Origin of the sequence: Brevundimonas sp. TSRC1-1, from assembly GCF_049898245.1 — a bacterium.
Lineage (GTDB): Bacteria > Pseudomonadota > Alphaproteobacteria > Caulobacterales > Caulobacteraceae > Brevundimonas > Brevundimonas mediterranea_A.
In genome coordinates this window covers 78,121-101,782 of the sequence record NZ_JAFCXI010000004.1, presented here as the reverse complement: position 1 = coordinate 101,782, position 23,662 = coordinate 78,121, and the positions used below count along the sequence as shown (strand labels likewise).

The 23,662-nt window shown below is 68.6% G+C and carries 22 protein-coding genes; 5 read left to right on the top strand and 17 right to left on the bottom strand.

Features of this window, described 5'->3' with window-relative positions; translation table 11 throughout:
* Positions 1 to 168 precede the first annotated feature (168 nt).
* On the bottom strand, positions 169 to 312 hold the full coding sequence (locus ACP7CK_RS14040) for a hypothetical protein (RefSeq protein ID WP_292150626.1): 144 nt from the start codon (positions 310 to 312) through the stop codon (positions 169 to 171).
* Positions 313 to 341: 29 nt separating this feature from the next.
* A complete protein-coding gene (locus tag ACP7CK_RS14035) occupies positions 342 to 812 on the bottom strand; it encodes a LysE family translocator (protein WP_426026424.1) in 471 nt (156 codons plus the stop codon).
* Positions 813 to 935: 123 nt separating this feature from the next.
* Between ACP7CK_RS14035 and ACP7CK_RS14030 the strand changes: the two genes are divergently transcribed.
* Positions 936 to 2,843, top strand: a complete 1,908-nt coding sequence (locus tag ACP7CK_RS14030) for a BCCT family transporter (RefSeq protein WP_426026423.1) — start codon at positions 936 to 938, stop codon at positions 2,841 to 2,843.
* Between the two features lie 50 nt (positions 2,844 to 2,893).
* Complete coding sequence (locus tag ACP7CK_RS14025; RefSeq protein ID WP_426026422.1) at positions 2,894 to 4,540, top strand: serine hydrolase; 1,647 nt, start codon at positions 2,894 to 2,896, stop codon at positions 4,538 to 4,540.
* A gap of 4 nt (positions 4,541 to 4,544) precedes the next feature.
* On the opposite strand, the gene ACP7CK_RS14020 is transcribed toward ACP7CK_RS14025, so the two are convergent.
* The 3 genes from ACP7CK_RS14020 to ACP7CK_RS14010 form a co-directional block, all read right to left on the bottom strand.
* Positions 4,545 to 5,288: a DUF4893 domain-containing protein gene (locus ACP7CK_RS14020; RefSeq protein ID WP_426026421.1), complete on the bottom strand. Its 744-nt coding sequence runs from the start codon at positions 5,286 to 5,288 to the stop codon at positions 4,545 to 4,547.
* 55 nt (positions 5,289 to 5,343) lie between these two features.
* Entirely contained in the window at positions 5,344 to 6,033 is a 690-nt protein-coding gene (locus ACP7CK_RS14015) for a DUF4893 domain-containing protein (RefSeq protein WP_426026420.1), read from the bottom strand.
* A 128-nt stretch (positions 6,034 to 6,161) separates the two neighbouring features.
* A complete protein-coding gene (locus ACP7CK_RS14010) occupies positions 6,162 to 7,193 on the bottom strand; it encodes a DUF4167 domain-containing protein (RefSeq protein ID WP_426026419.1) in 1,032 nt (343 codons plus the stop codon).
* A gap of 355 nt (positions 7,194 to 7,548) precedes the next feature.
* Between ACP7CK_RS14010 and ACP7CK_RS14005 the strand changes: the two genes are divergently transcribed.
* Complete coding sequence (locus ACP7CK_RS14005; protein WP_008259673.1) at positions 7,549 to 8,772, top strand: NAD-dependent epimerase/dehydratase family protein; 1,224 nt, start codon at positions 7,549 to 7,551, stop codon at positions 8,770 to 8,772.
* A gap of 8 nt (positions 8,773 to 8,780) precedes the next feature.
* Positions 8,781 to 9,692, top strand: a complete 912-nt coding sequence (locus ACP7CK_RS14000; RefSeq protein ID WP_426026418.1) for an SDR family NAD(P)-dependent oxidoreductase — start codon at positions 8,781 to 8,783, stop codon at positions 9,690 to 9,692.
* A gap of 65 nt (positions 9,693 to 9,757) precedes the next feature.
* Here the strand turns inward: ACP7CK_RS14000 and ACP7CK_RS13995 are convergent, their stop codons facing one another.
* The 5 genes from ACP7CK_RS13995 to ACP7CK_RS13975 form a co-directional block, all read right to left on the bottom strand.
* Positions 9,758 to 10,366, bottom strand: a complete 609-nt coding sequence (locus tag ACP7CK_RS13995; protein WP_292150166.1) for a DUF1134 domain-containing protein — start codon at positions 10,364 to 10,366, stop codon at positions 9,758 to 9,760.
* Between the two features lie 558 nt (positions 10,367 to 10,924).
* Positions 10,925 to 13,363 carry a phenylalanine--tRNA ligase subunit beta gene (gene pheT, locus ACP7CK_RS13990; protein WP_426026417.1) on the bottom strand — a complete coding sequence of 813 codons (2,439 nt, stop codon included), beginning with the start codon at positions 13,361 to 13,363 and terminating at the stop codon, positions 10,925 to 10,927.
* The gene (locus tag ACP7CK_RS13985) at positions 13,360 to 13,749 is read right to left on the bottom strand and encodes a hypothetical protein (protein ID WP_154726387.1); all 390 of its coding nucleotides are present in this window, start codon (positions 13,747 to 13,749) and stop codon (positions 13,360 to 13,362) included. Before ACP7CK_RS13985 ends, pheT begins: the two co-directional genes overlap by 4 nt.
* A gap of 4 nt (positions 13,750 to 13,753) precedes the next feature.
* Positions 13,754 to 14,830 carry a phenylalanine--tRNA ligase subunit alpha gene (pheS, locus tag ACP7CK_RS13980; RefSeq protein ID WP_426026416.1) on the bottom strand — a complete coding sequence of 359 codons (1,077 nt, stop codon included), beginning with the start codon at positions 14,828 to 14,830 and terminating at the stop codon, positions 13,754 to 13,756.
* Positions 14,831 to 14,893: 63 nt separating this feature from the next.
* On the bottom strand, positions 14,894 to 15,871 hold the full coding sequence (locus ACP7CK_RS13975) for a polysaccharide deacetylase family protein (protein WP_426026415.1): 978 nt from the start codon (positions 15,869 to 15,871) through the stop codon (positions 14,894 to 14,896).
* 160 nt (positions 15,872 to 16,031) lie between these two features.
* On the opposite strand from ACP7CK_RS13975, the gene ACP7CK_RS13970 reads away from it, so the two are divergent.
* On the top strand, positions 16,032 to 17,642 hold the full coding sequence (locus tag ACP7CK_RS13970; RefSeq protein WP_426026414.1) for a response regulator: 1,611 nt from the start codon (positions 16,032 to 16,034) through the stop codon (positions 17,640 to 17,642).
* A 106-nt stretch (positions 17,643 to 17,748) separates the two neighbouring features.
* On the opposite strand, the gene rplT is transcribed toward ACP7CK_RS13970, so the two are convergent.
* The 7 genes from rplT to ACP7CK_RS13935 all read right to left on the bottom strand — a co-directional run bounded on the left by rplT (position 17,749) and on the right by ACP7CK_RS13935 (position 23,631).
* A complete protein-coding gene (rplT, locus tag ACP7CK_RS13965) occupies positions 17,749 to 18,102 on the bottom strand; it encodes a 50S ribosomal protein L20 (RefSeq protein WP_008258832.1) in 354 nt (117 codons plus the stop codon).
* Between the two features lie 54 nt (positions 18,103 to 18,156).
* Positions 18,157 to 18,354 (bottom strand): 50S ribosomal protein L35, encoded by a 198-nt coding sequence (rpmI, locus tag ACP7CK_RS13960; protein WP_003166435.1) that lies wholly within the window; start codon positions 18,352 to 18,354, stop codon positions 18,157 to 18,159.
* 164 nt (positions 18,355 to 18,518) lie between these two features.
* On the bottom strand, positions 18,519 to 19,817 hold the full coding sequence (locus ACP7CK_RS13955) for an MFS transporter (RefSeq protein WP_426026413.1): 1,299 nt from the start codon (positions 19,815 to 19,817) through the stop codon (positions 18,519 to 18,521).
* Positions 19,818 to 19,882: 65 nt separating this feature from the next.
* Complete coding sequence (locus tag ACP7CK_RS13950) at positions 19,883 to 20,062, bottom strand: alpha/beta hydrolase family protein (protein ID WP_426026412.1); 180 nt, start codon at positions 20,060 to 20,062, stop codon at positions 19,883 to 19,885.
* A 20-nt stretch (positions 20,063 to 20,082) separates the two neighbouring features.
* The gene (locus tag ACP7CK_RS13945; RefSeq protein WP_426026411.1) at positions 20,083 to 21,849 is read right to left on the bottom strand and encodes an alpha/beta fold hydrolase; all 1,767 of its coding nucleotides are present in this window, start codon (positions 21,847 to 21,849) and stop codon (positions 20,083 to 20,085) included.
* Positions 21,850 to 22,022: 173 nt separating this feature from the next.
* On the bottom strand, positions 22,023 to 22,544 hold the full coding sequence (gene infC / locus ACP7CK_RS13940) for a translation initiation factor IF-3 (RefSeq protein ID WP_035309352.1): 522 nt from the start codon (positions 22,542 to 22,544) through the stop codon (positions 22,023 to 22,025).
* Positions 22,545 to 22,668: 124 nt separating this feature from the next.
* Positions 22,669 to 23,631, bottom strand: a complete 963-nt coding sequence (locus ACP7CK_RS13935; RefSeq protein ID WP_426026410.1) for a glycosyltransferase family 9 protein — start codon at positions 23,629 to 23,631, stop codon at positions 22,669 to 22,671.
* Positions 23,632 to 23,662: the final 31 nt, after the last annotated feature.

Genomic DNA, 23,662 nt, shown 5'->3' with positions numbered 1-23,662 from the left:
GACGCGCCCTCTGGAGCAAGCGACGCGTCCGTTCGCCAGAGGAAGTGGGTGTGTTGAACCGGCCACACAAGAGCCCCCGACGGTCGAGGGTTCGCCTTGACCGGAATCAATTGCGGCGGCGCCGTCTGTCGTCCCTGGCCGACGGCCGGGCCGCAGACGCGAGCCGGCCTAGAGCCGCGTCTCCCAGGCCGTCCAGGCCGCGATCAGCACCAGCCCGCCCGCCATCAGGGCGCGGCCGCCTGCGCCCTGGTTGACGGCGCCCAAACGGCTCACGCGGGCTGCGGTGACGACGATCAGGCCGTGAATCGCCACGCTGACCGCCACATGCATCCCGCCCAGGGTCAGCGCCTGGGCAGGGCCGGGCCGTAGTCCTGACGCATGAAGCCCGGCAGCAGGGCGATATAGAACAGCGCCGCCTTCGGATTCAGCAGATTGGCGGTCAGGCCCCGCAGGAAAAGCGCTCGACGACGATCACGCGTCTGGGGCGCCGGGCGGGCCGGACCGCCCTCGCCCTTCCAGGCTTCCCAGGCGAGCCAGAACAGAAACCCCACGCCCGCCCACCGAATGGCCTGATACAGGGCCGGCCAGGCCAGCACGATCTCGGTCAGGCCGAAGGCGGCGGCCAGCATCCACAGGGTCAGGCCCAGGGTGATGCCCACCACGGCCGCCAGCCCCGCCGTGCGGCCCTGCGACAGGGACACCCGCGCCAGCCAGCCCATGTTGGGACCGGGCGTCAGCTCGATCAGGACGACCGCCGCCAGAAACGGCAGGATCACGCCTGGATCGACCGGCCCGTTCGTCAGAAATCCCATCCATGCCTCCGGCCCGAGGCCTAGGCCGCCTCGGGGGGCGGGTCCAATCGCGGGGCGTTCGCCGCCGGTCGCCTTCCGCGCGGCGGGGCTGGAACCTCCAGCTTCGCCATACGCTTTCAGCCGATGCTGAGATCCAAGATGAACCCGCGCGTCTTCTGGGGCGCGAGCGCCATAGCCGGGGCCCTGCTGCTGGTCGCCCTGGTCGCGCCCGGCGCCTCGGACCTGTTCTTCGGCCGCGCTCAGGCCTGGGTGATCGACACCTTCGGCTGGTTCTATGTCGCCTCGGTCGCCGGCTCCCTGGCGGTGGCGGCCTATCTGGCCCTGGGGCCGATGGGGCGGCTGAAGCTGGGGCCCGACGACGCCGAGCCCGACTTCCCCTATGTCTCCTGGCTGGCCATGCTGTTCGCCGCCGGCATGGGCATCGGTCTGATGTATTTCGCCGTCGCCGAGCCGATCCAGCATTACGCCGCCCCGCCCGAGGCCGCGCCCGGCACCCTGGACGCCGCGCGCGAGGCCATGGTCATCACCTTCACCCACTGGGGCGTCCACGCCTGGGCCGTCTATGCCATGGTGGGGCTGAGCCTGGCCTATTTCGCGCACCGCAAGGGGCTGCCGCTGACGCTGCGGTCCGGGCTGTCGCCGTTGCTGGGCAAGCGGATCAACGGGCCGATCGGCGACGCCGTCGACATCTTCGCCATCTGCGGCACCCTGTTCGGCATCGCCACCTCGCTGGGCCTGGGCGTGTCCCAGATCAACAGCGGCCTGAACTATCTGACCGGCCTGCCCAATACGCCCTGGATGCAGGTGGGGCTGATCGCCCTGGTCATGGCGGCGGCGACCGCCTCGGTCCTGACCGGGCTGGACAAGGGGGTGCGGCGCCTGTCGGAGCTGAACCTGGTCCTGGCCGTGCTGCTGATGCTGTTCGTGCTGGTGGTCGGGCCGACGGGCTTTCTGCTGAAGGCCCTGGTGCAGAATTTCGGCCTGTACCTGGACCATTTCTTCGTCCGCACCTTCAACCTCTACGCCTATGAGCCGCGCGGCTGGATGGCCAACTGGACCCTGTTCTACTGGGCCTGGTGGATCGCCTGGTCGCCGTTCGTCGGTATGTTCATCGCCCGAATCTCGCGCGGCCGGACAGTGCGGCAGTTCATCATCGGCGTGCTGCTGGTCCCGACCGGCTTCACCTTCCTGTGGATGACGGTGTTCGGAAACACGGCCATCAGCCTGGACATGGGCCAGGCGGCGGGCGCGATTTCGCAGGCGGTGCAGACCGATCTGTCGACCGCCATCTTCCACTTCCTGGAGAACCTGCCGGGGGCGGCGATCACCTCGACCCTGGCGGTGCTGCTGGTGGCGGTCTTCTTCGTCACCTCGGCCGACAGCGGGTCGCTGGTGATCGACACCATCGCCTCGGGCGGGGCGGACGACACGCCGCGCTGGCAGCGGGTCTACTGGTGCACGCTGGAGGGACTGACGGCGGCGGCCTTGCTGCTGGCGGGCGGGCTGAGCGCGCTCCAGGCCGCCACACTGATGGCCGCCCTGCCCTTCACCGTCATCATCATCCTGCTGTGTCTGGCCCTGATCCGGCAGATGAACGCCGACCTGAAGGGCGAGACGGTCGAGACCGAGACGCCGCCGCTGGGCGAGCGGTTGAAGCGGATCTTCGCCCCGGCCAGCCGCCGCGACATCGCCCGCCAGATGCAGCGTCACGGCGTCCCCGCCCTGACCGAGGTGCGCGAGGCCCTCGTCGCCGAAGGCCTGGACCAGAGCCGGGTCGAGGCGGACGAACAGGCGGTCTGGCTGGTCGTGCCCCACGCCGAGGGCCGCGACTTCCTGTACCGACTGGGCGCACGGTCGCGCCCCCTCCCCGCCATCACCCCCTTGGACGCGCCGGAGGGGCGCCGCGCCATCGAGTGGCGCATGACGGCCCAGACCGGAGAGGGGACCCGGCCGCGCGACGTGACCGGCTTCACCCGCCACCAGATCGTCGCCGACGTGCTGGACCATCTGCAGGCCTGGCGGCTGGTCTAGAGGGGAAAGGCGCGTTAGCGTCACGGCAGTCTTCGCCGGAGCCTTTCCTGATGTCCCTTCGCCTGTCGCGCCGTTCCCTGTTCGCTTCCGGAGGCGCGGCGGCGCTGGCGGCCCAAGCCGCCGGCGGTCCCGTCTGGGCGCTGGCGGCCAATGACGATGCGGGTCTGGCCGAGGCGGTGGACGCCTATGTGACCCAGGCCATGGCGGCCTGGCCCGACCAGCCGGCGTTGGGGATCGCCGTGGTCAAGGACGGAACGCCGGTGCTGACGCGCGGTTACGGCGTGAAGCTTCAGGGCAAGCCCGCCCGTGCGGACGAACACACCCTGTTCGCCATCGCGTCGAACACCAAGAACGTCACCGCCGCCGCCCTGGCCATCCTGGTCGACGAGGGCAAGGTGGCGTGGGACGCGCCCGTTCGCACCTATCTGCCCGGCTTCACCCTGTCGGACCCCTATATCGGCGAACACATCACGGTGCGCGACACCCTGAGCCACCGCGCCGGGTTCGGCCTGGGCGCCGGCGACCTGCTGTTCTGGCCCAACAGCGACCGGACCCGCGCCGAGGTCCTGGCCCAGGCCGCCTTCGTGCCCATCGAGGACGGGTTCCGGGCGCGCTATCACTATTGCAACCTGATGTTCGTGGTCGCCGGGGCGGTGATCGAGGCGGTGTCGGGCCTGACCTGGGAAGACTTCATCCAGACCCGCATCCTGGACCGGGTCGGCATGAGCGAGACCGTGCCCCTGGCGCGGCTGGCCGATCCGGCCAGGTCCGCCCTGCCCCATGGCCGGGTCGGACCGCCGCTGCGTTATCAGGGGGCGATGACGCCGATCGCAGACTCGATCGTCGAGGTGTGGAACTGGGATTCGGCGGCGGCGGCGGGCGGAATCTGCACCACCCCGACCGACTGGGCCAAGTGGATCGCCGTACGGCTGAACGACGGCCTGCTGCCCGACGGAACCCGGCTGTTCTCGGAAGCGGCGGCGCGCGAGATGTTCAAGCCGAACATCATCGTCGGAAGCTCGCCCGGACCGACGGCGGAACTGCCGAACCGGGCCATCGCCTCGACCTATGCGATGGGGTTGCAGGTTCAGGACTATCGCGGCGAGCGACTGATCAGCCACGGCGGCGGCTCGCCCGGCGGGATTTCGGCCACGGTGCTGATCCCCGGCCGCAAGACCGGTTTCAGCATCTTCTCGAACGCCGAGGAAAGCTTCCTGCTGCGCGCCCTGCGGTCGGGGATCGCCGACCTGTGCATGGGCAAGGTCGATGTGGACTGGATCGCGGACTCCAAACGGCTGGAGGCCGAGGGCAATGTGAAATCCATCGCCGCCGCCGCCGAGATCGACGCCAAACAGGCGGCGGGCGCGGCGCCGAGCATGCCGTTGGAGGCCTATGCCGGAACCTGGCGCGATCCTTGGTACGGCGACATCACCATCGTGCCGAAGACTCGCGGGAGGGGCCGCGACCGGAAGCCTGGCCTGTGGCTGACCTTCACCCACACCCCGGCGCTGCAAGGCTGGCTGGAACCCTATGACGGCGAAACCTTCCGCACCCGGTTCCCGGACAAGCGCGAGGAGGACGCCTTCGTCACCTTCAACATCCAGACCGCCAAGCCGGCCACGGCGACGATGAAGGGCGTGTCGCCCGACATCGACTTCTCCTACGACTACCAGGATCTGAAGCTGACGCGGGTCTAGCCGATCAGCGCGTGATCTCGACCAGCTCCAGCTTGGCGTCCTGCCTGGGCCAGGGCAGGACCAGCCGCCAGCGGTTCTGGCCGATCCGTTCCAGCACCCCGACCTGGTCGCGTGCGGTGTCTTGGCCATAGGCGGGCACGGTCTTCTGCGCCTCGCCCACGGCCTGGGCTCCGACATAGACCAGGCGACGATCCGTATCCGGATAAAGCAGGCCGCGCATCCGCTGCGCCCCGGCGGTCTTGGCCAGGATCAGATCGCCGCCGGGGGTCATCTCCACCGAACAGGCGGCCCAGGGCTGTTCGACAAAGGCGGCGCCCTGGCCCTCGGCGTGGCGTCCCAGCTTGATTGTGCGACAGCGGTAGTCGCCGGGCGCGGGCTGAAGCTGGCCCGTCTGGGCGGCGTTGGGATCGACCAGAGGCCCCAGGGCCTCGACCTGACGGGCGAAGCCGGCCGTTTCCGCCTCGGCGCGGCTCATGCGCCAGGCCTGATCGAGCCGCCCCAGCAGGCTGGCGTCCCCCGGCGTAGAGACGCTGCGCCAGTTGTCGGTCCCGCCCTGGACCCCGCCGGTCGGGGTCGCCGCCTGCTGTTCGGGCGTCGCCCGGGCGGGCGGCGCGGCGCGGGCCGGCACGCCTGCGGCGGGTTCGGAGACGGCGGGGGAAATCTCAGCCGCGCTGTTCGGGCTGTTTTCACCACAGGCTGCAAGGGCGGCGGTGGCGGCGAGGGCGAAGACGAGCGGGGTGCGGCGCATGATCGAGCTTCCGTGGGATACGCCCCCCTAACGGCCGAGCCGCCGCAAGGTTCAGTCAGCCGCCGCTGGCGGGGACCAGTTCGATCAGATCCAGATTGGACTCATACTGCGGCCAGGGCAGGACCAGCCGCCAGCGCGCCTCGCCGATCCGTTCCAGCACGGCGACCATGTCGCGGTCGGGATTGCGGCCGTAGGAGTTGGCGGCCGGCTCCTGGGCCAGGGCCATGGAGCCGAGCAGCAGCATGTGGCGGTCGTTCTCGGGGAACAACAGGCCCGACGGACGCTGCGACCCCGTCAATTTGGTGAACTTCAGGCCGCGCGAGGTCTGTTCGATGCGGCAGGCGAACCAGCCGTAGATCACATAGCCCAGACCATCCTCGCCGCCCTGGGAGCCCAGTTTGACGGTGCGGCAGCGGTAGTTTCCGGGCGGCGGCGCCACGTCGGCGCGGCCGGCCCTGGGATCGATCAGATCGCCCAGACTGTTCAGATCGCCGGATCCACGCTGGCGAGCCGCCTGTTGCAGGGCCAGGGTCCAGGCGGCGTCGCGACGCTGATACCGGTCGCGGTCCGCCGCGGTGATGACGCCGCGCCAGTCCATCAGCACCGCGCCGGAGCCGCCGGGCGGCGGCGGGGGCGGTGGAGGCGGCGGGGTCGAGGCGCAGGCCGCGACGGCGACCACGGCGGTCAGGGCGAGACCCCGGACGAGGGTGCGGACGGTCGGGCGAGACTGAACGAACTGACGCATCAAAGCTTCCCTTAACGCTGGTCGGGCCCGACGCTCTGGAGGGCCGGGCCTTATGGCGAAGTCGTCCCTTTAGGCGCCGTATGGGCGGCCGCCGTCAAGGCCGCACGCCCATCGGATCAGGGCGCGCCTCAGTCTTCGCCGTCGGCGACAGCCTCGACCTTGCGGCGCGGGGCGCGGCGACGCGGCGCGGCTTCGGCGTCCGCGGCCGCCTCGGCGGCGGGCGCGGGGGCGGACGAACGGGTCAGGAAGCCCGGCAGGGCGGTCGGGGCGTCGTCATCCGAGGCTGCGGCGGCGGCGGCCGGACGACGGGTGCGGCGAGCGGGCCGCTCCTCTGCGGCCGGACCCTCGACGGCAGGCGAGTCGACCACCGGCTCGGCGCGCTCGGCCACGGGCGCGGCGTCCTGCTTGACGCCGTCGGCGGCTTCGTCCGAACCTGCATTCTCCTGGCCTTCGAAGCGGCGGTTGCGTTCCTCGCGGCGACGCTCCCAGCGTTCGCGACGGCTCTCGCGGCGACCGCCCTCGCCCTCGGCGCGGGCCTCGCCGTCTTCGCGCGGCTCGCGGGGTTCCCGCGGCGGCTGAGCGTCGCGGTTCTGGTCGCGGTCGCGATCACGGTTCTGATCACGGTTTTGGGTCTGATCCCGGTCACGATCACGATCCCGGTCGCGATTCTGGGATGGGTCGCGGTCGCGGTTGAAATCGCGATCCCGGTTTTGGTCCCGGTCGTTGCGGTCGCGGTTCTGGGTCTGGTCGCGCTCGGCGCCGTCCTGGTTCTGACGGTCGGCGGCCTGCTGGGCGGCGACGAAGGCGGCGGCCTGGGCGCCGGATTCGTCCTCGAAATCGATGTCGAAGCCCTGGTTCGACTGTTCGCGCGCGGCGATGTCGGAGAAGGACCGCTGCGGCTGAAGCGCGCGCAGGACGCGGTAATAGTGTTCGGCGTGCTGCTGATAGTTTTCGGCCAGCACCCGGTCGCCGCCGGACGAGGCGTCGCGGGCGAGCTGCTGATAGCGCTCATACACGGTCTGGGCGTTGCCCCGGACCTTGATGTTTTCGGGGCCTTGCGAGTCCCACGAACGATTCGGATTGGCGCTGTTGGCGTTTGAGGCGCCCGCCTTGTTCCGATTGCGTCCGCGCTGACGCTTCATGCCCTTGAAATCTCTCATTCGCGCTACCGTGTGCAGGGATGGAGCCCAGGCCAGCGGCCGGGTCCGTCCGTTTCGTGGTTCCGTCTCGCTCGGGGCCGATCCCCGATTGTCGAACTGTCGGAATGCCTTGTCGCCCGCATGGTGCGCCGGTCCTTTCGGGACCGACCGTCATGATCGGCTCAAGCCGCGAACAGACGGGTGTAGGCCCGGAAAGCTGCGTTTGAGTGGGAGACGAAGGAGACTTAGCCTGTGCGCCGTCCCATTCCAAGGGGTTTTCGTCAAAGCGTCGCACCCCACGCCTAACAGCCCCGCTTTGCCGATGGCCCTCCGCTGGGCTAGGCATGACCTTTGCGACGACGACGAGGCTTTTTTCATGCGCGTTCTGGTTCTGGGCGGCGACGGTTTCTGCGGCTGGCCGACGGCCCTGCACCTGTCGGCCAAAGGTTGGGACGTGACCGTCGTCGACAACCTGAGCCGGCGCAACATCGACAACGAGCTGGAGGTCCAGTCCCTGACGCCGATCCGCACCATGGGCGAGCGGATCAAGGCCTGGAAAGAGGTGTCGGGCCGCGACATCGGCTTCGTCAACATGACGGTCGGCAAGGAGTTCGACCGGCTGGTCGCCCTGATCCGCGACCTGGCGCCCGACAGCGTGGTGCATTTCGCCGAACAGCGGGCGGCCCCCTATTCGATGAAGTCGGCGCGGCACAAGCTCTACACCGTCGACAACAACATCAACGCGACCAACCACCTGCTGGCCGCCATCGTCGAAAGCGGGCTGGACGTGCATCTGGCCCACCTGGGCACCATGGGGGTCTATGGCTACGGCACCGCCGGCCTGCGCATCCCCGAGGGCTATCTGAAGGTGACGGTGGACACCGACCACGGCCCCGCCGAACAGGAGATCCTGTTCCCGCCCAATCCGGGCAGCATCTATCACATGACCAAGACGCAGGACGCCCTGCTGTTCCAGTTCTACGCCCGCAACGACGCCTTGCGGATCACCGACCTGCACCAGGGCATCGTCTGGGGGACGCAGACGGTCGAGACCAAGCTGGACGAGCGGCTGATCAACCGGTTCGACTATGACGGCGACTATGGCACGGTGCTGAACCGATTCCTGATGCAGGCGGCGGTCGGCTATCCGCTGACGGTCCACGGATCGGGCGGCCAGACGCGGGCCTTCATCCATATCCAGGACACGGTGCGCTGCGTCGAACTGGCCCTGAAAAACCCGCCCAAGCGTGGCGATCGGGTCAAGATCCTGAACCAGATGACCGAAAGCCGCCGGGTCCGCGACCTGGCCGCCATGATCGCCGACAAGACCGGCGCCGTGGTCCACAACGTCGCCAATCCGCGCCAGGAGGCCGACGAGAACGACCTGGTCGTCGCCAACGACCAGTTTCGCGACCTGGGGCTGAAGCCCATCACCCTGGCCCAGGGCCTGATGGACGAGGTGACGGAGATCGCCCGCCACTACGCCGACCGGGCCGACCTGACGCGGGTGCCCTGTGTCTCCGCCTGGAACCAACGCCGGGCCGAGGCGCTGGAAAATGAAGCGCGGCCGTATGCGCCGCCCCAAGTCCTGTCTGCCTGAGTAGATCGATGCCCGACGCCGCCCCCGCTCCTTCGTCCGGCCGCGAGCCGTGCCTGCTGGTCTTCGGCGGCGGCTATCTGGGCCGGGCGGCGGCGCTGGAGGCGATCCGGCGCGGCGGGCGGGCCGTCGCCACCTCGCGCGACGCCGAACGCCGCCGGTCCCTGTCGGCCGAGGGGATCACGGCGATCGACCCCGCCGATCCCGAGGCCCTGAAGACCGCGCTGGAGGCCGCCACGGCGGTTCTGGTCACGGCCGCGCCCGACGCCCACGGCTGCCCCGGTCTGCGCGCCCTGGGGCCGGTGGCGTCCCAGGCCTGGCCCGACTGGATCGGATACGTCTCCTCGACCAGCGTCTATGGCGACCGGGCCGGGGGCTGGGTGTTCGAGGACGGACCGCTGAACGCCGCCAGCCTGGAGGGCGCGCGGCGGGTGCGGGTCGAGCGCGACTGGCTGGACGGCGGTCAGGGCATGGGGCTGACGGTGCAAATCTTCCGCCTGCCGGGCTTCTATGGCCCCGGCCGCAGCGTGGTCGAACGGCTGCGCGACGGGACGGCCAGACTGGTGCGCAAACCGGACCAGGTCTTCAACCGCATCCATGTGGACGATGTGGTCTCGGCCCTGTTCGCCTCGATGGACCGGCCGCGGCCCGGCGCCGCCTACAATCTGACCGACGACGAACCCGCCGCAGCCGATGTGGTGGTGGAATGGGCCGCCGCGAAAATGGGCCTGCCGCGCCCGCCCGAGATCGACTGGACCGACGACAGCGTCAGCGAGGCCATGCGGCGCTTCTATCTGGATTCCAAACGGGTCTCGAACGCCCTGGCCAAGGCGGAACTGGGCTGGCGTCCGAAATATCCGACCTGGCGCGAGGGGCTGGCGACGATGCTGGAGACGCCGCCGCCGTTGCGATTGGTGAGTTGATCACGCCGTCATCCTCGGGTCGAGCCCGAGGATGACGGGTGAATGCGGTCGCGCGCATAGCGCGCTTAAAACGGCAGCAGGTTGCGCTGACGGCTGTAGCTCATGGTGCCGACATTGGCGCCCAGACGCAGCCCGACGCCGGTGCGGATGGGGGCCAGGACGATGCCGTCGGCCTGCTGATAGTTCACGCCCAGGCCGGCGATCAGATAGGCCGAACCTTCGACCCCCGGATAGCGACGATAGATCATGTCGGGGTGATACAGGCCGTACACCAGGGTGAAGACCCGGCTGGCGTTGCCGCCCCAGTCCCAGCCGATCGAAGCCCCCTGCCAGAACACCTCCTGCGAGGCCGACAGGTCCTTCATATGCAAAGCGCCCCGCCCATAACGCGCGCCCACGACCACGGCGCCGGACCCTTCTTCGCCGGCGATATAGGCCGTGGGGCGGTCGCCCTGGTCGGCGAAGACCCGCTCGATGGCGCCGCCCACGACCTCGGCCGCGATGCCCAGCTCCTTGGACCCGGCCGCGACCAGTTCGTCGAAGCTGTAGGCCGGCGCCGTATTGTCCGAACGGATCGGATAATTCGGGTTGGCCGGAGCCGTGGCGCAGGCCCCGACGGACGAGGCGCCGGCGGCGGTGGCCAGGCCGGAAAGGATCAGTTGGCGGCGATGCATGGGGCGCTCCTAGAGGCGGCGAGGGACAGCCAGCGGGGACGCCGGGCTTTGTGACAGAGTCCCCGACCTTTGCGGCAGCCTTGCGGCTTCAAGGTTAACGGGGACTTACGGGGAGGGCCGCCTGCGGGAAGGTTAGGCCGGGAGACGCAACAGCTGGCCGGACAGCGTCCGCTTGGCTATCGTCGGTCTTATGCCCCCCAAGACGCCACGCCGAGCAGTTTCCCCGTGGATCACGGTTCCAGTCGGGATCGCCGTCATAATCACCCTCGCCTACTTTCTGAACCAGCCCGCAAGAACGAGGCTGGACGCCGCCCGGCGCGACCTCGCCGAGGCCGGCTACCCTGGCGCCCGTGTCAATCGGGCTCAGACACCGAGCAACATGCGTCGCTGCGGCGTCGGTCAGATTCGAAACAAGGGCTATGCCTATGATTGGAAGACAGACGCCCACAGCGGTGTTTTTTGCCAGCCTGAAGACGGCCGCCCGGTAAGCGTGCTTCTCGATCAATAGGCGGGAAACAGCCTACGGCGGTTATCCGAAGGCCGCCTCAATCCGCGAAACTACGCCCGCAGCCTGCCGCCCTGCTTCTCCACCGCCGCCACGATCTTGGCGGTCAGGGCTTCGATCTCGGCCTCGGCCAGGGTCGCCTCGCGCGGCTGGATCACGACTTCCAGGGCGACGGACTTGAAGCCGTCGTCCACGCCCTTGCCGCGATAGACGTCGAACACCCGGACATCGGCGATCAGGGCCTTGTCGGCGCCGGCCGTAGCCCGGACCAGATCGCCGACCGGCTTGGCGTCCTCGACCACGAAGGCGAAGTCGCGGGTCAGGGGCATGAAGGCCGACAGGTCGGCCGATCCCCGCGCCTTGCCCGACTTGCCACGCGGCTCGGGCACGGCGTCCAGCACGATCTCGAAGCCCAGCATCGGGCCGTCGGCGTCCAGCGCCTTCAGCACGCGCGGATGCAGTTCGCCGAACTCGACCATCACATTCTTCGGCCCCAGTTGCAGCCGGGCCGAACGGCCGGGATGCCACCAGTCGCGGTTCTGGCCCTGGGCCAGTTGCAACGAGGCGACCGGAGCGCCGATCTCTTCCAGCAGGGTGGTCAGATCGGCCTTCAGGGCGAACAGGGCGTCCTCACCGGCGCCTGCCCAGTGACGGGCGGCGTGTGGGGCGACCAGGGCGGCGATGACCGTGCGCTGATCCTTCGGGCCGTCGCCCAGATAGATGGGGCCGATCTCGAACAGGGCGGCGTCGTCGAAACCGCGCGCGGCGTTGCGCGCCGCCGCCTGGATCAGGTTCGGCAGGGCCGAGGGGCGCATGCAGTCCAGATCGGCCGCAATCGGGTTCTCCAGCACCAGCCGGTCATCCCCGCCGCCGAACAGGGCCGCGGTCGATTGCTTGGTGAAGGACCAGGTGACGGCCTCGGCGTAGCCCAGAGCGGCAAGGGCGCGACGCGCCGTGCGGACGCGGGCCTGGCGCGGACTCAGCACCCCGCCGGCGGGACGGGCGACCTCGGGCAGGGGCGTGTCGGGCAGGCTGTCGAAACCCTCGATCCGCGCGACTTCTTCGACCAGATCGGCCCGGCCCTCGACGTCGCGCCGCCACGACGGCGGGGTCACGGTCCAGGGTTCGGCCTGACCGGCTGGGGCGGCCGTGACGAGGAAGCCGAGCTGGCCCAGGATGGTGCCGATCCGGTCGTCGTCCAGGTCCATGCCCGTCAGGCGCTTCACATAGGCGGGGTCGAAGGCGAAGGGCGCCGGGCTGGCCGGGGGTGCGCCGACGAAGACGATCTCAGACGGTTCGCCGCCGCACAGGTCCAGGATCAGGCGGGTGGCCAGCTCCAAGCCGGGCGTGACCGAGACCGGATCGACGCCGCGCGCGAACCGGTACTGGGCGTCGGAATGGATGCCGAGCGCACGGCCGGTCTGGGCGATCACCAGCGGATCGAACCAGGCGCTTTCGATGAAGACGTCGGTCGTGGTTTCGTCGCAGCCGGTGCTTTCGCCGCCCATGACGCCGCCCAAGCCGATGGGGCGCTCGCCCCCGGCGTCGGCGATGACGCAGTCGGCGGCGGAGGCCGTATAGGTCTTGCCGTCCAGGGCGATCAGATGCTCGGGCTCGCCGCCCTCGATATGGGCGGTCCCGGCCGAGACCTGTCCGCCGCGCACCACGATCTCGGTCCCGACCAGCTTGGCCACGTCATAGACGTGCAGCGGGCGGGCGCGGTCATAGGCGATCAGATTGGTCACATCGACCAGCCGATTATGGGATTTGACGCCGATGGCGGTCAGGCGTTTCTGCAGCCAGGCCGGCGACGGCCCGTTCTTGACGCCCCGGATCACCCGGCCGGCGAAGACCGGACACATCTCGGGCGCATCCAGCCGCACGGTGATCGGCGACGGGAAGGCCCCGCGCACCACGGCGATGTCGAAATGCTTCAGCTTGCCGACGCTGGCGGCGGCCAGATCCCGCGCGATGCCGGCGACGCCCAGCCAGTCGGGCCGGTTCGGCGTCACTTCGAAGTCGATGACCGGCTCGGCGCCGAACAGGCCGGCGACCGGGGTTCCGACCGGGATTTCCGGCGGCAGTTCCTGGATGCCGTCGCTCTCATCCGCCAGCTCCAGCTCCGAGGCCGAGCACAGCATGCCGTTCGACACCACGCCGCGCACGGGCTTCTCGACCAGGGTCACGCCCAGGCCGGGCACATAGGCGCCGATGGGGGCGTAGATGGTGGTCAGGCCCGCCCGTGCGTTCGGCGCGCCGCAGACGATCTCTTTCACGCCATCGACCGTCTCGACCTGACAGACCTGCAGCCGGTCGGCGTTGGGGTGACGTTCGGCCGACAGGATCCTGGCCACGGTGAAGGGCGCCAGCTTGGCGGCGGGGTCGAGAACCTCCTCGACCTCCAGCCCGGCCATGGTCATGGCCTCGGCGATCTGATGGACGTCGGCCTCGGTCTCGAGGTGATCCTTGAGCCAGGAAAGGGTGAACTTCATGCTGCGGCCCCGCCCAGACCGGCGATCATCTCGTCAAGGAAGCTCTGCGGCCCGGTAAAACCGACGCCCAGGAAGCGGCAGCGAATGAATTTGCAGTCCCTGATCGCGACCGTGCCGGTCACCCGCTCGGAGCCTACGGGCTTGAGCATCAGGCTGCGAGGGTCGCCCTGAGCGTCGCCCATATTGCAGCCGTCGAAGTTGCAGCCCGACAGGGGAAGCAGGACGGCGGGGCCTTCAATCAGGCATTCGATGAAGGTCCGGCCCTCGATATTCGCATGGCCGGCGCGGCGGGTTTCCAGAAACAGCTGCGGCAGCCAGATCGAACCGTTGCGATATTCCGGCCCGGGGCCGATGGCGTCGAGGGTGATGGCGTGTGTATCGGTCATTATATCAGCTCAGGCCCGAGGCCGGATTGGGGGCGGCGAAGGCCGAGAAGCCGTAGTGGGCCAGCCAGCGCGTATCGGCGTCGAACATGGGGCGCAGGTCCGGCACGCCGTATTTCAGCATGGCCAGGCGATCCACCCCCATGCCGAAGGCGAAGCCCTGATATTCGTCCGGGTCGATGCCGCAGTTCCGCAGCACATTGGGATGCACCATCCCGCAGCCCAGGATCTCCAGCCAGTCGTCGCCGGTGTTGAACACCAGTTTCCCGCCCGACCGGTCACAGCGAATATCCATCTCCGCCGAGGGCTCGGTGAAGGGGAAGTGATGCGGCCGGAACCGCGCCTGAACCTCGTCCAGCTCGAAGAAGCGGGCGATGAAGGTCTGAAGCGTCGTCTTCAGGTGGCCCATATGGATGTCGCGGTCGATCACCAGGCCTTCGATCTGGTGGAACATCGGCGTGTGGGTGGCGTCCGAGTCCTTACGGAAGGTGCGACCCGGCGCGATGATGCGGATCGGCGGCGTCTGGCTCATCATGGTGCGGACCTGCACCGGCGAGGTGTGGGTGCGCAGCACCTTGCGCTCGCCCGTCTCGGGATCGGGCTTCAGGAAGAAGGTGTCGTGCATCTCCCGCGCCGGATGCTTAGGCGGGAAGTTCAGGGCGGTGAAATTGTGGAAGTCGTCCTCGATGTCCGGACCTTCCGCCACGGCGAAGCCCATTTCGGCGAACAGGGCGATCATCTCGTCCATCACCTGCATGGTCGGGTGGACCCCGCCCTTGCGACGCGGCCGGGCCGGCAGGGTCAGGTCGACGCGCTCGGCCTGAAGCCGCGCGTCCAGTTCGGCGGCCTCCAGTTCGGCCTTCTTGGCGGCGATGGCGGCGGACACGCGGTCGCGCAGGCCGTTGATCATCGGCCCCTGTTCGCGGCGTTCGTCGGGGCTCATGGCCCCCATCCCCTTCAGCAGCCCGGAGACGGAGCCGGACTTGCCCAGGGCGGCGACGCGCACCTCTTCGAGGGCGGCGACGCTCTCTGCGCCGCCGATGGCGTTGATCAGGTCGAGTTCGAGTGTGGCGAGATCGGTCATTTGGCCCGTGCATTAGCGGGCCGGGGCGCGTTCGTCACCCTTGAAGGCGCGCGGCAGGACTGATCAGGGCGCGGAGGCGATGGCGGCAAGCTGGTCGGCCGGCGCCTTGTTCGCCGCGACGATCCAGGCGGGCGGTTCCGGCTCCCAGCGGATGGGCCTTCCCTCGGTGCTGGTCCAGCGGTGCAGCCAGGAGATCCCGTTGGCACGGACATAGCGATCTTCATGAGCATAAATCGGGTCCGACAGGGCCTGTTCCAGCGTCACGAACCGGTAGCCGCGCGCCAGATAAAGGGCGTGGATCCGCGGATAATAGGCCTGGTTCAAGCTGTTGGCGTGCAGCAACAGGATCTGGGCCGGCTCGCGCCCGCCGGTCAGCTCGGCGCTATAGGGTTCGAAGAAGTCCAGCACCGTGGTCATATGGGCCACATAGGCCTCGCCGATCCGCCGTTTCAGCGCCTCGTCGCCCAGTTGCTCGGCCTTGCGATAGACGTCGCCGAACATCCAGTCGTTGTTGTCGATCGTGACGGGGGCGACCGTATAGCCGCGCTGGGCCAGGCCGGCGGCGATGGCGTCATGCTTCTCCTGGGTCTCTCCGGTGAACAGATAGGGATGACGGAACCAGCGCAGGGTCCGCCCGCGCGTCTCCAGCGCGGCGCGCGTGGTCGGGGCGCCGGCGTCCACATCGGCCAGATAGGCCTCGGCCGTCTTACGGTGGATATTGATGTGGCTGAAGCTGTGGTTGCCCAGATCCAGCCCCCCGTCCAGCCAGACGCCCAAGGCTGTCGGCAGGGTCGAGACGCGGGTCGGTTCGCACACCCTGCCCTCGTTGACGAAGGCCGTCCCCTGCGTGTCCAGCGGCTTCAGCATGGCCACGAGATCCGTGGTCAGCCGCATCAGTTCGGCGGGATCGCACAGCGCCGTCTCCGACGCCTGATAGGGCAGGTCGTCGAAGGTCACGGCGATGCGGCGGTCCTGAGCCGCCGCCGGGAAGGCCAGGGCGGCGACCGCCGCAAGACCGCAGATCAGGATACGTATCGCCATGAGGCCAGACTAGTCCGGACTTCCGCGCATGGGAACCGGCGCTGTTATCGTCCGTTCACGGATCAACTGTCCGCAACGCGCCGCGAAAGGTTCATGATCGGCAAAGCGGTTGTTAAATATCACTGGTTAAGCCCGCCCTCGTGGACATAAGGGGGGCCGAATGCCGCTGATCGGTGATTTCGTTGAGTTGATCGCGCCGGTGGCTCCGTCCACGCCGGGCGCCGAGGTGTTCGAACGTTTCCAGACCGAGCCGAACACCCTGGCCCTGGCCGTCGTGAACGATGACGGGCGCCCGGTCGGCATCATCGAGCGCAACGCCTTCACCCTGCGCATGGCGGCCGAGTTCGGGCGCGCCCTTTACGCCAAGAAGCCGGCCGAGAGCCTGATGGATCGCAACGCCCCCATTGCGGAGGCCAGGACCAGCGCCGAGGCCTTCTTTCAGGCCTATGGCGCGGCGGAACTGGGCGCCCTGCTGGGCGGCTTCATCGTCGTGGCCGAGGGACGTTATGTCGGCGTCGGCACGGCTCTGCAGGTCGTCCAGGCCGGCGCCGCCCTGCACCGCCAGCGGGCCGAGGAAATGGGGGCCCTGGCGCGGGACCTGGCCATAGCCGAGGCCGAAGCCGTCGCCTCCAGCCGCGCCAAGTCCGAATTCCTGGCCGTCATGAGCCATGAGATCCGCACGCCGTTGAACGGGGTCCTGGGCGTCGCCGCCCTGATGGAGCGGAAGCTCGAACAGGAAGAGCTTCGCCCCTACGTCCGCACCGTCATCGATTCCGGCCAGAGCCTGCTGCGGCTGCTGACCGACGCCCTGGACATGTCGCGCGCCTCGGCCGGGATGCTGACCCTGGAGGAAGAACCGCTGGACCTGTCCGCCGTCGCCTTCGACATCGACGCTCTGTGGCGGCCGCGCGCCGAGGAGAAGGGCCTGAACCTGACCGTCCGCACCGACCTCGAGGCCGGTCCCTGGGTCCTGGCGGACGGGATGCGGGTGAAACAGCTGCTGAACAACCTGGTCGGAAACGCCCTGAAATTCACCCAGACCGGCGGCGTGGCCGCCACCCTGGTCAGCCGCAGTTCCGACACGGGCCTGAGCGTCGAACTGACCGTGGACGACAGCGGCCCCGGCGTGCCGGAGGCGGCGGCCGCGACCATCTTCGACCCCTTCAATATCGGCAAGGCCGGACGCGAGGGCGCCGGCGCCGGACTGGGGCTGGCCATCTGCCGTCAGATCGCCGAACGGATGGGCGGCGGCATCAGCCTGGGCGTCTCGCCGATGGGCGGGGCGCGGTTCCAGGTCCGGCTGCCGCTGAGCGCCTGCGCCGCCGACGCGGGGGCCGTCGGTCCGGTCATGGCCGAGCCGACGCCGCACGAAACCCTGCATGTGCTGGTGGTCGACGACAACGCCACCAACCGCTTCGTCGCCGCCAAGCTGCTGGAGATGTTCGGCTGCACCGCCGAAATGGCCGAGAACGGCCAGGAGGCGCTGGACGCCGTCCAGGCTCGCCCGTTCGATCTCGCCCTGATGGACATCAAGATGCCGGTGATGGACGGGGTCGCCGCCACCCGCGCCATCCGCGCCCTGTCCGGCCCGGCCTCGCGCCTGCCGATCCTGGCCCTGACCGCCAACGCCGAGGAAGGCGACGAGCTGGACTATATCGCCGCCGGCATGAACGGCGTGGCCCAGAAGCCGATCCAGCCCGACGCCCTGCTGAACGCCATCCGCCTGGTGCTGGCGGCGGCTCAGACCGCCCCCGTGCCGCAAGCCGCCTGAGTCCGCCCCGAACCGGGCTTGAGGCCTGAAACGAAGAACGCCCGCCCCGGAAGACCGGAGCGGGCGTTGATCTTTTCGAACGCGGACGGGCCTTGGCCCGGCGCCCTTAGGCCAGGGCGGCGCGAACCTTGTCGGCCACGGCCTTGAAGCCCGCACCGTCGGCGGCGATCGAGGCCAGGACCTTGCGGTCCAGTTCGATGCCAGCCTTGTTCAGGCCGTTGATGAACTGGCTGTAGGTGAAGCCTTCGATACGCGCGGCGGCGTTGATGCGCTGGATCCACAGGGCGCGGAAGTTGCGCTTCTTGGCGCGACGGTCGCGATAGGCGTATTGCCCGGCGCGATCGACGGCGGCCTTGGCCGTGCGGATCGTATTCTTGCGGCGGCCGGAGAAGCCCTTGGCCTGCTCCAGAACCTTCTTGTGCTTGGCGTGCGAAGTTACGCCACGTTTAACGCGAGCCATGTCGCTATTCCTTCAAATTCTTTGGGTTGAGATCTGTCGTACAGCGCGCGCCGATCAGGCGTACGGCATGTAGGACTTGATCTTCTTGGCGTCGGCGTCGGCCATGACCGAGGTGCCGCGGTTCTGGCGGATGTATTTCGAGTTGTGGCTGATCAAGCGGTGACGCTTGCCCGCAACCCCGGCCTTGACCTTGCCAGTGGCCGTGAATTTGAAGCGCTTCTTGGCGCCCGACTTCGTCTTCAGTTTCGGCATTTCGATCTCCTTGTTGGAGGGGCTACCGTCCTTCGGACTACTTGAGCCCGTTGGATGAGGTGTCTCTCCAGAGTTATGAACCGCCTAGGCATGCCTGTTCGCCCGGCGGTTCGGTACGCGAAGGCGCGGCTTGTAAGCGAAGACGCCGGCCGACGCAAGATGAGTCAGGACAAGGACGTGGCGGGCGCTTCTGCAGCGACCTGACCCCGGCGGATCGCCCGCCCGGCGTTGATCGCCATCACCGCCGCCGGGATGGTCAGCAGGGCCCCGACCAGGAAGGGCCAGTCGTGCCCCAGGCCCGAGAACAGCGCCCCGGCCACCATGGGTCCGAAGATCCGCGCCACCGAGCTGGAGGCCATGTTCAGGCCCAGCATGGCGCCCTGCCGGTCGGGCGGAGAGGCGCGGCTGATCATGGCCGAGATATTGGGCATGGCCAGGGACATGCCGCAGGCGCCGACGGTCATGACCAGGGGAATGACCCAGCCCTGGACCAGGGGGATCATCAGGCCGCCCAGCTCCAGCCGGGTCGCGGGGAACCAGGCGACCGGCGCCAGGACCTGAAGCACCAGCGAGGCGCCGAACAGCAGCATCCCCGTCGCCAGCACCCGCGCCTCGCCGAACCGCCGCGCCAGACGCCCGGCGAAGAAGCCCTGGTTCAGCGTGGATATCACGCCGACGATCATGAAGCTGAGCCCCACCTCGCGCGCGCCCCAGGCGTAGCGGCTCTCGGACCACAGGCCGAACACGCTCTCCATCGCCGAAAAGCCGGCCATATAGACCAGGGTCACGACCAGGACCCGCGACACCACCGGATTTGTCCGCGCGTCCTTCAGCCCCGCCAGGAAGGGCGGACGCGCCGCCGCAGGATCGGCCCTGGCCCGGCTCTCGCGCAGGAAGACGATCACCCCGACCGCCGCCAGGGCCGCCAGGGCCGCAGCCAGGAAGATCGGCAGTTGATAGCCCAGCCGTCCCAGCTGCGGCTGGGTCAGCAGGCCGCCCAGCCCCGGCCCGACGATAAAGCCCAGGCCGAAGGCCGCGCCGATCAGCCCCATCCGCCCCGCCCGCTGCTCCGGCGGCGTGACGTCGGCGACATAGCCCTGGACGGTCGAGATATTGCCCGCCCCCAGTCCGGTGAACAGGCGCACCGCGATGGCCAGCCAGATATTGGGCACGAAGGCCAGCATCAGATAGCCGACGGCATTGGCCGCCAGCGTCGCCAGCAGGACGGGCTTGCGCCCGATCCGATCCGACAGCCGCCCCCAGAAGGGTTCGGCGAAGAACTGGCCCAGCGAATAGGCCGAGAACATCAGGGTGATCTGCCAGGCCTCGGCCTTCAGGCTCTGGGCGAAGAAGGGCAACAGCGGCACCACCAGGCCGAACCCGACCAGATTGATGAACACCACCGAGAACAGGACCGCCAGGGCAGGCGCGCGAACGGCGGGAGGCGAAGGCGTCTGGATCATGTCCCACGCTTAGCGCGACGCTTGGTCCGCGAGAAGCGCCCTCGCGTCGCCGCCCACTCGACCGCTCAGTTCGGCCCGACGGGGTTGTTCGCTTCCAGAAACCGCACCGTCTCGCGCAGCATCTGCTGGCGGGTGTCGGCGCGCGACAGCCAGTGGTCCTCGCCCTGCAGTTCGATGAACTCCACCGGCTTGCCGGCCCGGCGCATGGCCTCGGCCATGACCCGGCTCTGTTCGATGGGCACCACCGTGTCGTCCTTGCCGTGAATCAGCAGCAGGGCCGGTCGACCGTCTCGGCCAGCCGGGCCGGCGACAGGGCGTCCAGCGCCCGGTCGTTCAGTCGCGCCGCCCCCATGAACCGGTTCCAGTAGCGCACCGTCTGGCTGTCGTTGCGGCCCTCCTGCCGCGCCTCCCAGTTGACCATGCGGCGCAGGTCCGACACCCCGGCGACGGCCACGCCGCAGCGATAGACCCCGGCGTCCAGCGTCAGGCCCGCCATGGCCGCATAGCCGCCGTAGCTGGCGCCGACGATACAGACCCGTTCGGGATCGATGATCCCCTCGGCCGCCAGCCAGCGCACCCCGTCCGACAGATCGGTCTGCATCTTGCGGCCCCATTCGCCGTAGCCCGCTTCCAGGAAGGCCAGGCCATAGCCGGTGGACCCCCGGAAATTGGCCTGAAGCACCGCATAGCCCCGTGAGGCCAGGGCCTGGGCCCACCAGTCGAAGCCGGCCTCGTCCTGCGACGCCGGCCCGCCGTGCGCCAGCACGATCAAGGGCAGGCCAGACGGCGCCTCAACCCCCGGCGGCAGGGTCAGATAGCCGGGAATGTCCAGCCCGTCGGCCGCCGCATAGTGGATCGGACGCATCTCGCCGACCAGATCGGTCGGTATGGTCGGATAGGCTTCGGCCAGAACATCGGCCTTGCCACGCGTGAAGTCGACCAGTTGGTACAGCCCCGGCTCCCCGATGTCGTTGAACACGACGATCAGATTCTGCGCGTCATTCCAGGATGTCAGCACCGGTCTCTTGCCAGCGAAAGCCCGCTCGATGGCGCCCCACCGCCGCGCCGCAGCCGGATCGACGAACTCATAGTGCGTGCCGTCCTCCTCCATGCGACCGCCGCCGACCAACAGGCGCGTGCGCGGATGATGGACCAGGAAATCGGGATGATGCTCGAACGGCAACCGGCTCCATTCGCCGGTGTCCACATTGACCTCGAACAAGACGTCGGCCGTCTCCGAATCCTCGTCCTCGGCGGCCAGATCCGGCCGGTCCGCGCCGACGATGATCGTACGCGGCGTCCGCCCCATGCCCATAAGGCTGGGCGTATCAACCGGCGCGTCCACCGCCCAGGACTCGCTGAACCCATGCCCCTTGGGCAATCGCAGCGACCACCGCCCGCCGCGCTCGACATAGCGGGCCATGGCGATCACCTTGCCGTCGCCGTCCAGCACATAGTCCTCGATCTCGCGATCCATGGATTCCACCGACCGCCCGCGGCCGGTGGTCAGGTTGATCCGGTGCAGGTCGATCTGGCCGGTGGTGATATTGAACCCCCGCGCGAACAGGGTCGGCCCCTCTTCGGTCCGGCGGATCGAAGCCGGGCCGATCAGAACGGCCAGGACGTCCGGCGTACGATCCAGCACCTGAACCAGTTTCTTCTTCTCGAGGTCCAGCACCTGACCGAAGAACAACTCCCGGCGCGACACGCCCAGCAACGGGATGCCTTGCGTCTGCGAGGTCACGACCAGCACATGCCCCTCGCCGATCCAGCGCAGATCGCGAACCTTGGCGTCGCCGATGGCCGCGGCGAACAGATGCTCCCCTGTGGTCATCCGCGTCACCGCGATGGCGCGGATTTCGCCCACGACAGTGATCCGGGCGATCAGATCGCCGCTCGGCGAAACCTCCATGTATTCGACCGCCGGCGTGGCGCTGTAAGCCTCCAGGGGCGGCGGCGGCGAGGGTTCAGCAGCGTCCGGCTGAATCCGCGCCGCCGCACTGCCTCCGCACAGAACCATCGCGATCGCCACGGCGACCGCCTTCCCCACCGAACTCAACACCACGCACGTCCTCCCCCGAGTCGAACCTCCTTTTCGGACGCCCCGCCCGCAAGTTGCAAGAGGTCCGCGCCCCACGCGCAAAAAAAAGAAAGCCCCGACCGGGTCCGGTCGGGGCTTTCCAGATCAGCGATGGATCGTGCCGATCAGCGCGGCGCCAGGATCATGATCATCTGGCGGCCTTCCATCTTGGGCGCGAACTCGACCTTGGCGATTTCATCGAAATCGGCCTGGACCTTGTTCAGCAGCTTCATGCCCAGTTCGGGGTGGGCCATTTCACGGCCGCGGAAGCGCAGCGTGACCTTGACCTTGTCGCCCTCGTCGAAGAAGCGGTGCATGGCCTTGGCCTTCACCTCATAATCGTGGGTGTCGATGTTCGGACGGAGCTTGATCTCCTTCAGCTCCACGACCTTCTGGCGCTTGCGCTGCTCGGCCTTCTTCTTCTGTTCCTGGAAACGGTGCTTGCCGTAATCGAGGATCTTGGCCACCGGCGGTTCGGAGGTGGAGACGATCTCGACCAGGTCCATCCCGGCTTCTTCGGCGGCTTCGAGCGCGGAAGAGGTGGGCATGACGCCCTGTTTCTCACCGTTCTGATCAATGAGCAGAACGCGAGGGGCGCGGATATCCTGGTTCATACGCGGCCCGTCTTTCACGGGTGGCGCTTGCATGGGACGGCGAATGGGCGTCGTTTCCTTATGTGGTCAAAGAAGGCGTGTGTCGTGATGAGCGAATGTACGCGGCTGTCGCCACGTTCCCCTCATGACGGCAATATGCGCCCAGAAGCCCGGTTTTTCAAGGCTTGGCGGGCGTTTCGGCGATATAGGCGTCGTGCAGCGCCAGCACCGCTTCGAAGACATGATCGACGCTCAGAGCCTCGATGGGGGCGAACTCCCCGCGCGTCTCGTTCGAGGCCGCCGTGCGCGTCTTCGGCCCCCAGGGACCATACAGCCACCATTCCGTCGGCCCGAACAGGCCCAGCGTCGGTCGCCCCAGCGCCGCCGACACGTGCATCAGGCCGGAGTCATTGCCGACGAACAGATCGGCCCGGTCGATGGCGGCGGCCGAAGCCAGGATGTCGCCCTTGCCCACGAAGTCGATCCCGCGCGCGCCTGCGGCCACCAGCGCCGGCGTCGCCGGCGGCCGGTCGCCCAGCCCGCCCACGGGCATGAAGCGCCAGCCGTCGAAACGCGGCTCGGCCTTCAGCTTCTCGACCAGGGCGCCCCAGCGGTCTGCGGGCCAGCTCTTGCCCGGCTGGTGCGCGATGGGGGCCAGGGCGATGATGGGACCAGGGCCGGCGCCGCCCGCCAGCTGCGGATCGATGACGGCGGCGGCTTCGGCCCGCGCCTGATCGTCCAGGAAGATTTCAGGGTCCAGCGGCGTCGGCGATCCCATCAGCCGCGACACCATCTCGACCTTGCGCAGCCCCGTCTCCCACGAGCGGTTATAGACGACGCGTCGCTTGGCCGGGATCAGATAGGCCAAGGCCGAGCCCCGGATGTCGACGACCAGATCCCAGCGGGTCGAACGCACCTGTTTCCACAGATCGACCCAGTGTCCGGCCCTCTTCTTCTTGTCGAGCACGATGGTGCGCACGACGCCGGGCGCATTGCGGAAGAAGGGCGCGGGCGGCCGGCCGCAGGCGACGGTGATCTGCGCGCCCGGAACCTGACGTGAAATCTCGCGGATCACGCCCGAGGAGATGACGCAGTCGCCGATGCGATTGGAGGTGACGAACAGGACCTGGGGTGCGGACATGGGCCTGTGTTCCGCCATCGCGCGGCGCGGT